We start from the raw sequence: 16,871 nt of genomic DNA, 5'->3' as shown, positions 1-16,871 counted from the left end.
GCCGCTTTTATCAACAAGGTATGCGGGCCGCAACCCTTATACAGTCTATCTCGTAGACCTTTTTGTCACCCCCCCAGCAACTGTCCACAGTCAACAGTCAACAATTCCGGAGGAGTGTAACCGGAATTGATATAACAAATTACCCTATTTGCGATCGCAACTTCCCCGTTTCCAATTCCGTCTCAAAAGCCGCCCGCACCTTTTCCCACTCCGCTTGAGCTTCCAACAGGCGATCGCGCGCCGTACTCACATCAAAAACCTGTTCCCCTCCAGACTCAACCGCCGCGCGGCCCATATACTCCAATTCCTTGCAAACAGCAGAAAAAGACACGGCTCCTAAATTGGCGCTGCTCGACTTCAGCGTGTGAGAAGCCAGCTTCAAACTATCAGCATCGCCCAGAAAAATAGCCTCCTTAATAGTTTCTAAATGTTGCGGTGCGTCTACCAAATATATTTTAATCAGCTCCCCCAAAAAATCTGGGTCTTCATCATCGTCTAGCTCGCGGAGATTTTGCAAAATATGAAAATCAATCGGCGAATCAGCTCCCGGTTCAACGCTCGAAGATGCCGCAGCATCACTGTCAACTTTATCAGAAATATCTTGATTGTTTGGCTCAGTAACCGCATCCAATTCATCCCGAATCAGAGGTGAGCACTTGCTCAAGGCGATCGCCAACTCTTCCCGGCGTACCGGCTTAGTAATATAATCGTCCATACCTGCTTCCAGACACTTTTCGCGATCGCCCTGCATCGCATTAGCAGTCATCGCAATAATTCTCGGCTTCTTGTTAGCAGGCCATTCCTGACAAATGCGGCGCGTCGCTTCCAACCCATCCATGTTCGGCATCTGCACATCCATCAGCACAACATCGTAAGATTGCCGCTTCAGCGCCTCCAAAACCTCCAACCCATTAGCTGCAATATCAGCCCGATATCCTATCCTGTCGAGTAAATGCGTAGCGACTTTTTGATTCACCACATTGTCCTCAGCCAGCAAAATCCGAATCTGACTAGAATTAGCTGCATCCTGTCCGGCAGAATTCGCCGCAACCTGCCTCAAAACAGCAGGCGTCCGCTGCACGCGGTGCTGTTCTTGAGAATTTTCAAAATACTTCAATCCAGAAGTCAAAGTCACCACATTTGAAACTTCTCCCCTGCCGCTTCTGCCAGTAACATATCCAAAAACTTGCAACAACACATTATAAAATTGGGACTGTTTTAAAGGCTTAGTTAAAAAAGCAGAAAAATGTACTTCTGTAGTTTCAAGCTTTTTCCAAACTTCCGCCTTACTTAAATAAGTAAACAGCACCAAAGGTAGTGCTATTTTACGATGGTTTTTAACTTGGATGACATCCGGATTTAGACCTTCGTCGCGCGACAAATTGCTCAGCTCAAATTTCCGAATCTGCACAGCCAAAGCCACACCGTCCATATCTGGTAGATTCATCGCCAAAATAGCTAAATCGAGCGGCGAATTTCCTTTGATGATTTCCAAAGCCTCAGCACCCGAAGTTACAGCCACGGGTATCATTCCCCAAGACTCTGCCTGACGGATCAAAACTTGCCGGTTAATGGCATGATGCTCAACAATTAACAAGCGCTTACCAGCAGCAAATTCGGGTCTTTTTTCCTCAGCCCGGATGTCATTCGCTTCAGCAGTCACCGTGAAATAAAAAATCGAACCCGAACCCGATATCGACGGCGGAGTAAATTCTGCAGGCGACCTTCCAGCGATACTTTGTCCGATCGCAGAAACGGCCGGTTGAGACTTAGAACTTCCCGGAGTAACCTGGCTGACCACCCACATTGTACCGCCCATCATATCGCTCAAACGCTGGCTGATAGCCAGTCCCAAACCCGTCCCGCCGTAATGTCGCGTTGTCGAAGCATCCACCTGCGAAAAAGCTTTAAACAGGCGATCCATCCGGTCTGGCGGAATGCCAATTCCCGTATCTTGGACAGCAAATTGAATCTCGTATTGTCTGCTACGTGCCAACTCTCCCTGGTTAATTGCTAGCGGTTGCGGCTCTAGAATATTAATTCTTTCCGGCGAACTATTAGCAGCTACCTGTTCAATTTTCCTAGCCGTACAGCACACCACAATTTCTCCCGATTCTGTAAACTTAACTGCATTGCCCAGTAGATTTACCAAAATTTGGCGCAACCTCGTGACATCTCCTAAAATGTTTTTCGGAACAGAATCATCAATAAAGTAAGCCAGCTCTAAACCTTTTTCTGAGGCTCTAGGAGCCAATAATTCCAGAGATTCTTCTATACAGTTTTGCAGCTCGAAGGGACTGCGTTCCAAATCCAATTTTCCCGATTCAATCTTGGAAAAGTCGAGAATATCGTTAATAATAGTCAGCAAAGCATCGCCGCTGGTACGAATTGTCTCCACAAAATCCCGCTGTTCAGGAGTTAGTTCCATATCCAGTAGCAAGCCCGTCATCCCGATGACCGCATTCATCGGAGTGCGGATTTCGTGACTCATAGTCGCTAAAAATTCGCTCTTAGCTCTATTAGCAACTTCCGCCGCTTGTCGTGCTTGATCCAAAGCTTCATTTTGCTCTGCTAACTGTCGCTGTCGCTGAACTTCCGTTTCTAAAAGTTGTGCTTGAGCTAAGGTAATTCCAACTTGAGCGGCAACATCTTCTAACAGTTCTATTTCGTCGGGATTCCACTGGCGAGTAGCGTCGCACTGGTGCAAAGTAATAATTCCATTCGGTTCGCCTTGATAGGAAGTGCGAACAGCCAACATAGATTTTAATCCGATGCGGCGGCACATCGGCCCCGAAGATTCGAGCAAAGGATCTGCAAACACATCGGGAGATGCCAGGGCGATATCTTCAGCGAGGAGTTTTTCTGTGTAGGGGTTATAAGTGACAGAAAGTTCTAAATCTAAAGCCGATTCGTGGCCGGGTTCTAAGTATTCCGCGACGCAAGGAAGGTGGGGATAAGGTTCGGAAAGATAGGTGTGAATTGTACAGCGATTGACACCAAATACGCGGCCGATTTGGGTGGCGGTAGTTTGAAAAATTTCTTGAGTGTCTAAGGTCGATCGCACTTTTTGAGTAATTTGTTTGAGTAGTAAAACGCGCTGGTACTGACGTTGCAAAGTTCGCTCTCGCTCTTCGCGGGCAATTTCTGCGCCGATGTAATTGCCCATCAACTTTAAAATTTCAAAATTCAGCGGTTTAAAAGGAGATTTAGTGGTGCGGGAAGTAAAGCTCAAAGTGCCAAAAATTCGCCCTTGCACCATTACCCTCGTCCCCACAAAAGCCTCCAACTTGCGGACGCTGTAAGCAGGGTGGTTGCGCCACTGAGTAGTGCCGGCTGATTCAACAGAAATAGGTTCGCTCGATCGCAAAACCTCTCGCTCAAAGGTTCTGCTCAAAGCAAAACCGTCTCCTTTAGCAAATCCAAACGGAAAATCTTCCGGTACATAAGCAGCAATCACTTCGTAGCGATCGCCCAAAACCCTGCCCAACAGCCCGATATCCATCCCAAACTGACTACAGCCCATTGCCAGCAACCGGATCGTTCGATCGTCAAAAGAGCCTTCCGAGCTCACCATTACCTCGTAGAGCGATCGAATTGCCCGCTCACTTTCCCGCAGTTCCTCAACTCCTTCGAGGCGGTTGCAGACATCGTGCAAAGTCCCGAAAATTCCCGCTATTTCACCTTGGGAATTCCGCCGGACTTGGGCAAATAGTTCCACGGAAACAAAGCCGGAATTACTGTGAATTCCCAAGGAGTTTTTACCCGAAACCGACTTGGACTTAAATCGCAGTTCTCGTCGTTCAAATTCCGACTTCCCTGACAGCAAAGACTCCAATAAATTTGCACATTGCTCGCGCTCATCTGGATGCACCCACTCTAAAAAATTTGTTTGCAAACTTTCGGAAACCGAAAAATTCGTAATTTCCGTCCAAGCGCGGTTGAGAAATTTCCAAACTCCCGCCGCATCTATGTGGAAAATTACTGTTGCTTTCAAAGAGTCAAATAGATGGAATTGTTCTCGATCGCGATCGCGGTTTTTGACTTCAAACTCCTTGTTTAGAGTAATATCTGTATGAGTTCCTACTACCCGCAGCGGTTTGCCGGTAGCGCTGCGTAAAACTTGACCCCGGTTCAGCACCCAGACAGTGCTGCCGTCTTTACAGTACATCCGATATTCTGCTGCAAAATCCGGTGTCTTTTGGGCGAAGTGTTCTTCTAAAGCTGCCTTTACGGAGTCAATATCATCTCGGTGGATGCGACTCCACCATTCCGATCGGCGATTCGAGATTTCCCCTTCTTGGTAGCCCAGCATTTCTTGCCACCGCGCCGAATAAAAAAACTCATCTGTTTCGAGATTCCAGTCCCAAATCCCCTGATTGTTGACTGCAGGGGGGAGATTTGACCGCTCTACGAAACTGTGGTGAGAAATTTCAGCCACCTCGTGGCTATTTGCTGCTGTCCGCTGTATTTCTGCAGAGAGTTTTTTGTATTGAGCGTTGCTAGATTCTAGCTGGCGCTGCAAAGCGATCAAGCCAGAATGCAGAGATTTTGAATCAAGCGCTTGTAAAAGGATAGTTTTAGGATTGATAATCCCGATCGGGTGATTTGTTTCGTTGATGACTAATAAAGGCAACTGGCAGTAGTGTTTTTGCAGCAGCGCGACGGCTGCTTCGAGGGTAGAGTGCGATCGCACCAGCGGCGGCGAACTGCTGCAAATTGCTCCGGCTTTAATTTTGTTAGAGTCTCTTCCCAGCGCCTGCAACTGTACAATATCCCGCGAACTTACCACCCCAACCAGTTTGTGAAGGTTGGGATTTGTAAATTTGGAATTATGAGCAGCACCAGTCGAGTGTTGATCGGGGGTTTCAGTGATTAATACATAACTAACATTGTGTCTAAACATCAGTTGCGCCAAATAGCGAACCGAAGAATTAGAAGGAGCGTGAATTATTCGCGATCCTGCGATTTGAGGGATTTGATAAAGTTTAATTAAACTTGCGGGTAGCTCTAATTTCTGATTCAGAATTGGCAGCGGCGGAGGGAACGCGAAAGCCGCAGGTGGCGAAGCGCTGCTAATTGCTTTTGGTGTCGATTCCCCAATTCCCTGCAACATTTGCACCAAGCTTTGAGAGCTAATTAAACCGACAAGTTCTTCAGTGTCGCTGACTACGGGCAAATGGCCGATCTGATTTTTCTCTAGCAGATTTGCTAAGGCAAAAAAGTCGGGAATTTCCGATTCTCGGGCTACAGTTACGGTTCTGATCATGATTTGCTCGATCGCAAATCCCCTCAAAGCAGCGCCGATCGAATTTAGCTGTACGATATCTCGCGCTGTAAAAATCCCCAGCACTGTCTGCCCACCCGCATAGGGAGCCTTTGAGCCGTTGAGACGCAGCCCGTTGCCTCCTGCCTGTACCGCACGCGGTACACCGTTGTAGAAACCCGACTGTTCCCGCAATTGTAGGGAAGTGCCGTTCGTGGGATTTCCGAGTTGAGAATGCCCGCGCGGTTCTACCACGAGGACGTAACTGGCTCCTGTGCTACTCATCAGCTCGATCGCCTTTTCTACGGGCGTCTCAGGGGTGACGGTGAGGGGATTGCGGTTGATGACCTGACTGAGGGAGGGAATAAACATCAGGGGGCATAAAAGTGATATTTGTTGGAAAAACCCGATCGCAAGCAGCAGATTGATTGAGAGGCTTTGCCCGCGAGATTTCCAAGCGCGCTCAAAGTTTCTGTACGATTAAACTCACCCCTACTTCCAGCATCTTGGCATTTAAAATTAATTCCGTGCCATATCCTGATAATTGACGGCTTCTGACTTTCAGAACCAATGCTATCTGCCAGAGGGTTAGATGAAGGCAGGCGGGTAATTCCTCGCCTAGCCTAACTGCTGCAGGTTTACGAGCAAGAATTTCTGCGATTGTCTAGACTGCGCCCTACTTTCTGCCCCTCAACGGAACTCTCGCTCGCATTCTGTTTGAGGCAAGATACCTGCACGCTACCAATTTACCAGCGACAGGAGGGGAATCACAACAGGACGACTTAGGTATGGCAACTGTGCAATTAGGGGTTCCAGGGTTCCAGGGTTTCAGGGTTCTAGGGCTAAACAGGCAGAAAATAAATAATTCTGAGTATAACTAATTCTATCTTATCCCAATTATGACCCAGAGGATTTGAGCTTCAATTCTGGCGATCGAACTTGATGAGAATAGCGGTGTTCCCAGCCAGTGCAAAACTCGCATTTCCGCCCTTCAGCCTTAAGTTACTAACAACCTCATCCATTGTTTTAGAACTGAACTCCCGCACCGTGCCATTACCAGTTTTTATCAGCTCCGAAATATCAGCATTAACAGTGTAAGATGTTGCTCGGTCATTGACAACCAGCAAGTAAACATTCTTGCTAGCATCAAGAGTTGCAACTGCAATTAAATCCGAACTGTTAGTAATAGGAAAAAAGCTAGATCTCCCGCCCTGCCAAGTCCTAATTACCATCCGCAAAGCATAGTAGCCCGCGCGCCGTTTCCCCCCGTCCCCTAGCCAACCTTCCCCCAGTCCCGGCTTTCCCCAGTCGTACAGACAGAATATGTGATTACTGTCAGTATAATTATCCCCCAGTTGGGAACCTCGAATCAGATTCTTAATCAAATTTAAAGCTAAAGATAAATCGCCGTAGCTAATCTCGTAGGTTCCCCATTCTCCTACCCAAAGCTGCGAGTTAGCGCGGACAGTACCGTTCATCCAGCCGCGCACTTTGCGGGTGTAATTAGAAATATCTGCATCGTAGTTGTGGACATTGACTGTATCGAAATAATTCGGTATTTCCTGCAAAGCACTAGCAGGCCAATTGCTGCCGCCTACGGTTTTCGGGCCGTGGATACGGTAAGTGCGCCAAGGTAAATAAGTTTGGTAAACAAAGTCGATCGCATCTTTTGCCACCTTAACCAATTCAAAATAGTCAGCCTTAGTTCCGCCCCAACCCTGAGCGCGATTGTCCGGTTCGTTGTGAATTTCCCAATCATCAACGCGGTAATCATTGCGAACATTCAGCCAATAAACCGTAGCAAAAACGCGTTCCCACCACTCATTCCAATCTTCTCCTGTGCGCGGCGGATTCAGTTGCAGCGCCCAACTCGGATTCCAGTCATTATCAACATTCCGAATACTGACAACCGGGCGAATATTTGCTTGTTTGAGACTATTAAAAATAGTTTTGGCATTGCCTTGCCAAACCCTATCGGGTTGTCCCGACCACCAATAATCGCTACCCTGGGGCGGATTAGTCATCATCTGATCCCAATGCGCCCAATTAATTATAGCGATGCTAAATCATTTGTGAATTTCTTACTCCCTCCCCTTACTAAGGGGAGGGCTGGGGTGGGGTAAAAAATTTACGACTCCTGCAAGGATTGCTATATATTTGGATTTGTCTTAATTTCGTCAAGAGATGGCCAACCGTATTTACCGTCGTCGTCTTCAGCTTCCCACCGCGACATCCCGCCGTAAATGCGGTAAGTATTAATTCCCAAATCTTGCAAATCTTTGATGTCGAAATTGATATTGCCCTCGACTGCACCGATGTAACGAGTGCTAACAACCCGCAGCAGTACCGGAAAATTTAACTGTTTCGATGTTTTGAGCAAAAGTGGTCGTGACGCTGAACAACCCTATGCCAAGAGCCCTTAAAATGGCGATGGTAAAATTCCGAATAATTATTTTTGAGAACACTGGGTTAATAACTCATGACAAACTGCCTAATACCTACTGACTAATTAACTTCAAGCGACGCTGAAGTTCTCCCGCCGCCGTAGCAATTACGACCGCCAAAATCGGGTGCAGCGGCTGGCTGTAGCGAACTTCTGCATAAGTGAGCGCATGAATCACAGTAAAATAGGCACAGACTAGCAACAGTGGCAAAAACTCCCGCCAGCGATGCCGTAAAACTATCATGCCCAAAGCAGCAAATACAGGCAAATTTCGCGACGCTAAAATGCCGACCATCCCTTGCGGCGAGAATGACCGCATTGCTTCCACATTAAACATAGCGTGATAAGGCAAGTCACTTATAGGGTTTCCCAACCAGAAAAAAACTGCCTTTTGCAAACAATACCAGAGATAGACAGCAGGCTCGCGGAGGATTGAAGCGATCGCCCGTTTGGTAAAATAGCGATCGCCCTCAATTGTAAAAGCATCGTGTCCCCCATTCCGAGCAGGATTGAGTTCTTCCTCCCAAATCTGAACAATATGACGTTTTGGCAGTTTTTCATAAGCCAAATGATAAAACTCTGGACTTCCTTGCCACAGTAGCGCCGTAGAAACGCTGTAAAGCAAAAAAGTTTTGTGTGTTCGATAATTGTGGTAAGTCCAAGGTGCGGTAATGATGATAATTGCGCCCAAATAAGCAAGAAACAAAGCTATCTTGCGCTTAAAATGCCATTGGCGCGGCATCAATAGTGGCACAATTGCTGGAAGCAACATCGCTGTCGGCCGACAAAGATTCGTAATTGCCAACAGCGCACCTGCTAATGAAAAATTTTGCCACTGCGGCTGTTCCAATGCCCGCAACAGGCCCAGCACTGTTAAAAGTATTAAAGGCGTGTATAAAACCTCTGTTTGCACCCGGCTGACATGAAAAATGAGGGAGGGATGCAGCGCAACTAATCCAGCCGCTACTAAGGAACTTTGAGGGCCAGTAAAACGCCGTGCTAGGATAAAAGTTAGCGGGATGATTGTCGCCCCCAAAAAAGCTTGTACGTAGACTACAGATGCGGGAGAACGACCAAAAATTGCATAGCATCCAGCCACAAAAAATGGATAAATTGGTGTCCTGCCCGGCCACTCAAAAAAATGACCTTTTAACAACCAGTATGCCAAACCCTCATAGCCCGGTTCGTCGCCCGTCAGACGGGCAGGGGTATCGGGGAGAGTTTGGTTGGTGCGCCACGCCAAATAAAGGCGCAATGCCAGTCCCAGCAGCGTCAGACAAATGAGTGCCGAGACAATTATGCGGTGATTTCTTTGCTGCTGCGCTGCCAAGATGTCTGGTGTCATAAAAACCGACTACGAAGATTTGATGGGCTGCTCCCAATTTTTTAGGTTGAGAATGTCATAAATTATATCATTCCAGCTTCCATCTTTAGCGAGAATTCATGTTTTTATCCCACGGATTATATTTAATGTGAACGAGCGAGCAGAAAGCCTTACGCAACATCCAGACATCGCGCGATGCAATTGGTCAAAGAACACAACCCCACACTTTCGCCCGCCATCAATCGCACCTGGACTGACTCGCTGGGGCGTGCGGAGGTCATCGCAATCTACCGCATTCAGCCCTGGGAAATGAGCGGGCGCACGACGGAGGGAATCAGCAGTCGGTGAACGTTTCTGCTGGCATGGGAATAATAATTTTTTGAGTGAATCGCGATCTTCCTACTCGCCGGCTCAGTAGCATTCCGATCAAACTGGATATGATATTAAATAAACTTACTTGCCAAAAAATCTCTCATGTACCGATTCACTAACTGCGGCTGTTCCTGCTGCACCAAGTGGCTGCAATTAGGAATGTAATGAATCTGAAAATCCCGGACGTAATCTGCGGTTCCATAGGTTAACTCTTTGCCGAGGGCGGCATCATTTTCTCCCCAAATCATCAGCGTCGGAACTTGCAGCACGCTCCAATTCTGGCGATCGACAAATCCGCGAGCAATATTGCGGTAATAATTGATAGTAGCAGTCAGAGCGCCCCGTTTGGCAGCCGCATCTTTGTAAGCTTCGATATCTGAGGGGCTAAAGGTGTTTTTGTTAACGGCCATACCTTCCAAAGCAGCAGAAATTGCCTGATAGTCGTCCCACTGAATTAACAACTCCGGCAAAACTGGCAACTGAAACAAAAAGATGTACCAACTTTTCAACAATTGTTGGGGAGTGCGTAACCCTTCAGCAAACTTGGCAGGATGCGGTAGATTCATCACAATGAATTTATCCACCATTTGGGGATAAGCATAAGCAAAATTCCAGGCGATCGCGCCTCCCCAGTCGTGACCAACTAAGACGCAACTTTCGTATCCCAAACCCTGAATAATGCCCTTGACATCTTGCACAAACTCTGCCATCACGTAAGCAGATTGATCGTGAGGTTTGTCGCTGTCGTTGTAACCCCTGAGATCTACAGCGACTACTTTATAATCTGATGCAAATTCTGGGATTTGATGCCGCCAAGAATACCAAAATTCAGGAAATCCGTGCAGCATCAGCATCAGCGGCCCAGAACCTTGAGTGACATAGTGCAGTTTGATGCCGTTCGTAGCGATAAATTCGTGTTTCCAAGCAGCTTTTAGCACAGACATATTTGATGCTTCCTCTAGCTTTCGAGATAGCTTAGCAGTTCCTCTGTTTCAGAGGAACCAACTTTAGGCATATCTAGCAATTATCCCAGCACTTGTAAACTCTTCCTTTTCTCTTCATTTGTGGAACAGGCGTCCCGTCGGTGGTTCTTCGCGCAAAAAAAGCCGTAGCTGGCGGGGCCCGACGCCATTGCCCGTTTCCCAAAAAGATTGCTATCTCTGTCAAAATAATAGTATAATGTTGCTGGCATCCAGACAACTGTTAAGCCAAAAATTACTCATTTTCGAGCGCGAGAAAATCCAGAGGCGCAACAATTTGAGGTATGGTGATTGTGCAAGTTCAATAATTAAGATCGGGCGAGTGTACTAGGAATTAAAGGAGTTAATACTATGTCGGGCGATCGGCTGCAAAACATTGTTAACCGCTTGACAGATCGTCTAAAGCGCGATGTATTAGTTGAAAAATCCCTCTACGACATTCGAGAAGTTTTGCAGAGCGATCGCGCCTTACTGTACTATTTTTACAGACGGTGGCAAGGTCGAGTGACTTACGAGATGTTGAGTGCGATCGAACTCTCAATCTTGGGTTCAACGGGGCCAGATGATTGTTTTAATGGCGAATACGCTGCTTTGTACGAAGCCGGCAGAGTTAAAGCAATTGCAGATATTGAAGTAGAAGCAATTAACCCATGCCACCGAGATTTTCTGCGTAGCCTGAAAGTTCGCGCCAATTTAGTCGTGCCAATTTTAACGAACAAAGGACTGTGGGGGCTGTTAATTGCTCATCAGTGCAGCGGGCCCCGCACTTGGTCGCGATCGGACATTGAATTTATGCAGCAACAAGCACAAAATATTGCAATGTCTCCGACAATTCAAGATAGTTAATCTTTCATCCAAAATCAGGCTTTGTGACAGTTGGGGTGCATTGTCTGTGCAATGGAAAATTACCAACCAACCAAAATATGGTGTTCTATTGTTAGGCGGAGGTTTGTAGCGACTCATAGGGCTGGATGAGAATCTCAGCGGGAATTCCTAACTCTTGATTCAGCTTCCGAATCATTTCCAGAGTCAAGGATCGTTTGCGAGATAATATCTCAGAAACTTTAACTCGACTGCCAATACATTGTTCCAAATCGCTACCAGACCATCCGCGGGCGTCCATGTAGTATTGAATGGCTGCAATGGGATCGGGTATTGCGATCGGAAAGTGTGCCTTCTCGTAAGCTTCTACTAGGGTACTGAGCACATCTAGGCGATCGGAGTCAGGTGTATTAGGAGGTGCATTAAACAGCAACTCAACCTCTCGAAGGGCTTCCTGATAGTCAGTTTGGCTTCTAATTGGACGTATTTCCATATATCAATTTCTGTTTAGATTGTTTCTGCATCTATCTTGTCATACTCGGCATGAGTGCCAATAAAGCGGATAAAAATAATGCCGATGTCATAACGAATGGCAACAATCAGCCGATAGGAATTGCCTTTGATGTTAAACACAACACGATTGTTTGCAATGATGCTGGCATTACGATGAGCGGACTTAACATCGACTGGACTCTGCCAATTGGCGTGAGACGCTTCGTAGTACCAAGTTTGTAGTGCTTCTGAGGCATCTGGATGAGTTTCCCAGAAGTTTCGCAAGGTGCTGCGGGACAAAATACGCATAGAACTTTGTGACTGGAACTCCCGAAACACGAGACAATTGAAATATCGGTTCTGCCTTTCTCATAGGGCAAAGAATAACGTGCTATCTCATCATTTTATCACAGAATCTTTATCTCTAGGAAGAGTTGGTGGCAAGGAGTTTTCGGATGCTGGGGGAGCGAAACCCAAGAATGATATCTTGAGGAGACACGCCACGTTGAATCAGTTCTCGATCGATGTAGATTTCGGTACTGTTGTGTTGAATCCAGATTTGATGTTCGATGATATCGAGCTGCATGGCACACCCATAGATGCGATATTCGTCGCGCCATTCGTTGTGCATAACGAGGTATCGATCGCGGGCGAAATCGAATATGAGCTGAGCATTTGCGTCATTTTTAGAAAAGTCTTCGAGAAAGTCACAAACAATTTTGCGGTATTCGTTTAGTCTATCCATTGGTCGATCGCCTCACGAGTTGGATTGTAAATAATTAGTCGGATTTCATAACGTTCGATGACTGTTTTTGCGGGTTCAAATCTGAAAAACATTTGGTATCAGTGGGCACTGCCAGATAAAGCATACGTTCGGGTTCGCTAGAGACTTCGATGGCAACCCGATAGTTGAGGAATTGACCGAGGGCGGTGTGGAATTCAGAAATGGTAGAGCCACCTGCGAAACTTTTGACTTCTACAGCTATTTTACGTCCTTCTTTTTCAGCGGCGATCGCTTCTTCGGCTGCAAGATCGATGTAGACATCAGCAACACCATAGCGTAACTGGTAGGGATCGTGGGTAATCTTCCAGCCATCTTTTTGTAGGGCGATGAATTCATCACCAGTGGTTTTTGCTCGTCCGCTGCCATAAACTGTTACCCCTAGCGCTTATGGTGACTGGCTTTCATCCTTTTTAATTAGCCTTACCCAAGCGTGTATCGTTGCCAGAGAGTAATAGAACATCCAATTATACCAAATGGCTTTGTCATAATCCTGCTGTTGCTTTTTATTGTGGTGTCGTATTCCATAGTTATTAGCTATTTTAAATAAATCGTCCTTGGCTATATTAAATAAAGCCCTATCGGCTTCGTTTAATTTTACTTCCTTAATTTGAGGCTTCAGAAACTCAAGAACATCAGCTAAGTCTCGAACTGCATCACGCTTTTCATCTAGAGATGAGCGAGAACGTCTAAATTTAAGAATGGCGGATTCAACTCGCTGCTCAACATTTTCAGGTTCGTGGAGAGGCAAGTTTGCAAGAACTAAGTCCTCCAATCCTTGCTCTGGAGATTCTAGAATTTGACCATTTTCGGAGAGTTCATATCCCTCTCTATAGTCACACAAGAGCTGATTAATTCTATCTCTAAATTCTTGCTTACCAGTCTCCCTATCGAAGGTGTCATAAGAATCTCCATGATTACTCCATTCATCGTATCGATGAATCGGCTCAGAAACACAATCGTAAAGAAACTCGATGACATCAAACAAGTCATCCTCTAAATAATTATTACATTTTTCCTCAATTGGCCATAAGTCAGATTTCCTGAGCTTGATAAACATTTGTGCTTCTATATCAGCACCTAGCTTGCCTGGGACAGCTCCCGACTTTTCATAAAAATAATCGTTCTTTAGAAAATCAAGGTAAACAGTTTTGAAAAGGTTAACGAGCATGGGTAGATCGAGGCGACTCGCATCATGATTTTTACGATGAGAAAAGTATTTCCGACTCATGAACGATTATCCCAATTTTGTCAATATATCCGGAAGGGCGAAGGATTCGCACCTATATTCTATCAATTATACGACGTATTTTAATTGTAGGGTGCGTCAGGTGAGTTTCTTAAACGATTATTGAAGGTTTAAATATCTGACGCACCTTACTAATTATGAGAATTGCGTAATTCCTGTTAGTATTAACTAACAGCTACAGCCTCCCCTAAAGGATGCTGCTGCAAAACCGCTTGCAAATACTTGCCAGTATAAGACCTCTGATTTGCCGCCACATCCTCCGGCGTCCCCGCCACAATAATTTCGCCGCCCTTATCTCCCCCTTCAGGCCCCAAATCGATCGCCCAATCGCAGCACCGAATCACATCTAAATTGTGTTCGATTACCAAAATTGAATTCCCCTTATCCACCAATCTTTGCAGCACATTTAACAAATGGTGAACATCATAAAACGACAAACCCGTCGTCGGTTCATCGATCAAATAAAGCGTCTTCCCAGTAGCGCGGCGCGACAGTTCTGTTGCCAATTTTACCCGCTGCGCTTCGCCTCCAGAAAGCGTCGGCGCCGGCTGTCCCAACTGAATGTAACCCAAACCAACATCAACCAAAGTTTGCAGTCTAGCGCCCGCCCTGGGAATATTTTTAAACATTTCCAAAGATTCCTCTACGGTCATGTTCAAAACATCAGAAATCGACTTGCCTTTGTACTTAACTTGCAGGGTTTCCCGGTTGTACCGTGCACCTTTGCAAACCTCACACTGCACGTAAACATCCGGCAGAAAATTCATCGAAATCACGTTCACGCCTTGCCCGCCGCAAGCTTCGCACCTTCCCCCTTTCACGTTAAAAGAAAACTGCCCCGCTTTGTAACCTCTTGCCTTCGCTTCAATGCTTTCGGCAAACAAATCCCGAATTACATCAAAAACTCCCGTGTAAGTAGCGGGATTAGAACGCGGAGTGCGGCCGATGGGAGATTGATCGATAACAATTACCTTATCAACCACATCCTCTAGAGAGCGTTCCCCTTTAGTTTTTAGGGCCTCCATATCGGGTGGTAAAGGAACTTTTTTGGTGATATAATGTTGCAGCGACGGGTACAGCAATTCATTGATTAAAGTTGATTTTCCCGAACCGGAAACTCCCGTCACGCAGACGAGTTTTCCGAGAGGAATTTCCACATCGATATTTTTTAAATTGTTGCGCGTCGCATTTATGATTGAGAGAGCTTTGCCGTTGCCTTTTCTTCTTTCATTAGGGGTTTCAATTACTCGTTTTCCCGACAAATAAGCACCAGTCAAAGATTCCTCTGCCCTTAGCAAATTTTCTAAACTTCCTTCCGAGATGATTTTGCCGCCGTGCACGCCAGCACCGGGCCCGATATCGACAATATGGTCGGCCGCTCGCATGGTTTCTTCATCGTGTTCTACGACTATCAAAGTATTGCCTAAATCGCGCAATTTTGTTAAGGTTTGCAGCAGGCGAAAGTTGTCTCTTTGGTGCAGTCCGATACTCGGTTCGTCCAAAACGTAGAGAACACCAGTCAAACCAGAACCGATTTGAGTCGCTAGCCGAATTCGCTGGGCTTCTCCGCCAGAAAGTGTCATTGCGGCGCGGTCTAAAGTCAGGTAATCTAACCCGACATCAAGCAAAAATTGCAGCCTTGCTTTGATTTCTCTCAGGGCTAAATCGGATATTTGGAATTGCCGATCGCTCAATCCCAAATTATTTACTCGTTCGCGACATTCGCGTATCGAAATACTGGTTAAATCCACAATTCCGTACTGTCCCAACCGCACCGAAAGTGCCTCGGGTTTCAAGCGTTTGCCGTGACAAACCTCGCAAGAGCGATCGACCCGATACTGTTCCAACTTCTGTTTTATCAAATCAGAACCAGTATCGTCATACTGGCGCTGCAACATGGCAATCACGCCATTAAAATCTCTCCTCAAATCAGTGCTGCCGTCGCGCTTTTTACCTTCGGCGCTGCGCTTGGACTCATTGCCGTACAAAATTACCCGCTGGTGTTCGGGCTTTAATCGATACCAAGGAGTGTCGATATCAAACCCGCAAGTATCAGCAATACTGCAAAGCAAAGAGAGATAATAGGAATTGTCTTTGTCTGACCAAGGTGCGATCGCACAATAAAGAGGCGCTTTCTCGTCGGGAACTACCAACTCCGGCGCAAAAGTCCGCAAACTCCCCAAACCGTGGCAGTTCTGGCACGCGCCGTAGGGCGAATTAAACGAAAATAACCTGGGTGAAAGTTCCTCCATTACTGCGCCGTGTTCGGGACAAGCAAAGTTTTCGGAAAATACGATCGGCCCCTGTGGTTGGGAATTTTCATCAGTCGGTAACTCTTCAATGATCGCAATTCCCTCAGAATGGCGCAAACAAGTTGCCAGAGAATCAACTAAACGTTCTTCTAAACCGGGTTTTTTAATTAACCGATCGACAACTATCTCGATATTGTGCGTATGATTTTTATCTAATTCGATATTTTCCGAAAGTTCTAAAATTTCTCCGTTAACTTTGACGCGAATAAATCCTTCCGCAGCTAAACTCGACAATAATTTGCGGTGAGTGCCTTTTTTTCCGCGCACAACTGGTGCCAGAAGGTGAAAGCGAGTGCCGTCTGGAAGTGCCATGACTCGATCGCACATTTCATCAATTGTTTGGGGCGCAATGCAGCGATCGCAAATCGGACAGTGCGGTTCGCCGGCTCTGCCGTAGAGCAATCTGAGATAATCGTAAATTTCTGTAACAGTGCCAACAGTCGATCGCGGGTTGTGAGAAGTTGACTTTTGGTCGATCGAAATAGCCGGACTCAACCCCTCGATCGCGTCCACATCCGGTTTGTCCAACTGTCCCAAAAACTGGCGCGCGTAGGCGCTGAGAGACTCGACGTAGCGGCGCTGTCCCTCGGCAAAAATTGTATCGAAAGCGAGGGAAGACTTACCAGAACCCGAGACGCCAGTAAAAACTATCAGTCGATCGCGCGGCAGTTCCAGATCGATATTTTTCAGGTTGTGCTGTCTCGCACCGCGAACCCGAATCGTATTTTGGTTGTTAGAGTGAGAATTCGTCACATTATGCCCGTTGCGGGATGCACTTGGCTGGCTGTTTGAGGTTTCGGCGCGTTGGGACATGAGAGTAGTGCAAAACAGTG

At 46.5% G+C, this 16,871-nt stretch carries 11 protein-coding genes and 1 pseudogene; 1 reads left to right on the top strand and 11 read right to left on the bottom strand.

Annotated elements, in window-relative coordinates; all coding sequences use genetic code 11:
* Nucleotides 1–139: 139 nt before the first annotated feature.
* The 5 genes from QUA33_RS19795 to QUA33_RS19775 form a co-directional block, all read right to left on the bottom strand.
* A complete protein-coding gene (locus tag QUA33_RS19795) occupies nt 140–5,635 on the bottom strand; it encodes a response regulator (protein WP_333150481.1) in 5,496 nt (1,831 codons plus the stop codon).
* A 548-nt stretch (nt 5,636–6,183) separates the two neighbouring features.
* A complete protein-coding gene (locus QUA33_RS19790; RefSeq protein ID WP_333150479.1) occupies nt 6,184–7,290 on the bottom strand; it encodes a hypothetical protein in 1,107 nt (368 codons plus the stop codon).
* 122 nt (nt 7,291–7,412) lie between these two features.
* Nucleotides 7,413–7,643 carry a hypothetical protein gene (locus tag QUA33_RS19785; RefSeq protein ID WP_333150477.1) on the bottom strand — a complete coding sequence of 77 codons (231 nt, stop codon included), beginning with the start codon at nt 7,641–7,643 and terminating at the stop codon, nt 7,413–7,415.
* A 118-nt stretch (nt 7,644–7,761) separates the two neighbouring features.
* Nucleotides 7,762–9,051, bottom strand: coding sequence for a glycosyltransferase family 39 protein (locus QUA33_RS19780; protein ID WP_333150475.1), 1,290 nt, complete (start codon nt 9,049–9,051; stop codon nt 7,762–7,764).
* A gap of 422 nt (nt 9,052–9,473) precedes the next feature.
* Nucleotides 9,474–10,346 carry an alpha/beta hydrolase gene (locus QUA33_RS19775; protein ID WP_333150474.1) on the bottom strand — a complete coding sequence of 291 codons (873 nt, stop codon included), beginning with the start codon at nt 10,344–10,346 and terminating at the stop codon, nt 9,474–9,476.
* A 387-nt stretch (nt 10,347–10,733) separates the two neighbouring features.
* Between QUA33_RS19775 and QUA33_RS19770 the strand changes: the two genes are divergently transcribed.
* Nucleotides 10,734–11,228, top strand: a complete 495-nt coding sequence (locus QUA33_RS19770) for a GAF domain-containing protein (protein ID WP_333150472.1) — start codon at nt 10,734–10,736, stop codon at nt 11,226–11,228.
* A 91-nt stretch (nt 11,229–11,319) separates the two neighbouring features.
* Here the strand turns inward: QUA33_RS19770 and QUA33_RS19765 are convergent, their stop codons facing one another.
* The 6 genes and pseudogenes from QUA33_RS19765 to uvrA all read right to left on the bottom strand — a co-directional run bounded on the left by QUA33_RS19765 (nt 11,320) and on the right by uvrA (nt 16,851).
* Complete coding sequence (locus tag QUA33_RS19765) at nt 11,320–11,697, bottom strand: transcriptional regulator (protein WP_333150470.1); 378 nt, start codon at nt 11,695–11,697, stop codon at nt 11,320–11,322.
* A gap of 14 nt (nt 11,698–11,711) precedes the next feature.
* The gene (locus tag QUA33_RS19760) at nt 11,712–12,005 is read right to left on the bottom strand and encodes a type II toxin-antitoxin system HigB family toxin (RefSeq protein WP_333150468.1); all 294 of its coding nucleotides are present in this window, start codon (nt 12,003–12,005) and stop codon (nt 11,712–11,714) included.
* A 115-nt stretch (nt 12,006–12,120) separates the two neighbouring features.
* On the bottom strand, nt 12,121–12,441 hold the full coding sequence (locus tag QUA33_RS19755) for a XisI protein (protein WP_333150466.1): 321 nt from the start codon (nt 12,439–12,441) through the stop codon (nt 12,121–12,123).
* Nucleotides 12,429–12,808, bottom strand: a pseudogene (locus QUA33_RS19750) (element excision factor XisH family protein). Before QUA33_RS19750 ends, QUA33_RS19755 begins: the two are co-directional and overlap by 13 nt.
* 57 nt (nt 12,809–12,865) lie before the next feature.
* A complete protein-coding gene (locus QUA33_RS19745; RefSeq protein ID WP_333150464.1) occupies nt 12,866–13,708 on the bottom strand; it encodes a hypothetical protein in 843 nt (280 codons plus the stop codon).
* A gap of 182 nt (nt 13,709–13,890) precedes the next feature.
* On the bottom strand, nt 13,891–16,851 hold the full coding sequence (uvrA, locus tag QUA33_RS19740) for an excinuclease ABC subunit UvrA (protein ID WP_333150462.1): 2,961 nt from the start codon (nt 16,849–16,851) through the stop codon (nt 13,891–13,893).
* Nucleotides 16,852–16,871: the final 20 nt, after the last annotated feature.

This window comes from Microcoleus sp. Pol14D4 (assembly GCF_036701245.1).
Taxonomy (GTDB): Bacteria; Cyanobacteriota; Cyanobacteriia; order Cyanobacteriales; family Microcoleaceae; genus Microcoleus.
The sequence above is the reverse complement of the archived record's forward strand: the minus strand, read 5'-3'. Positions and strand labels throughout refer to the sequence as shown.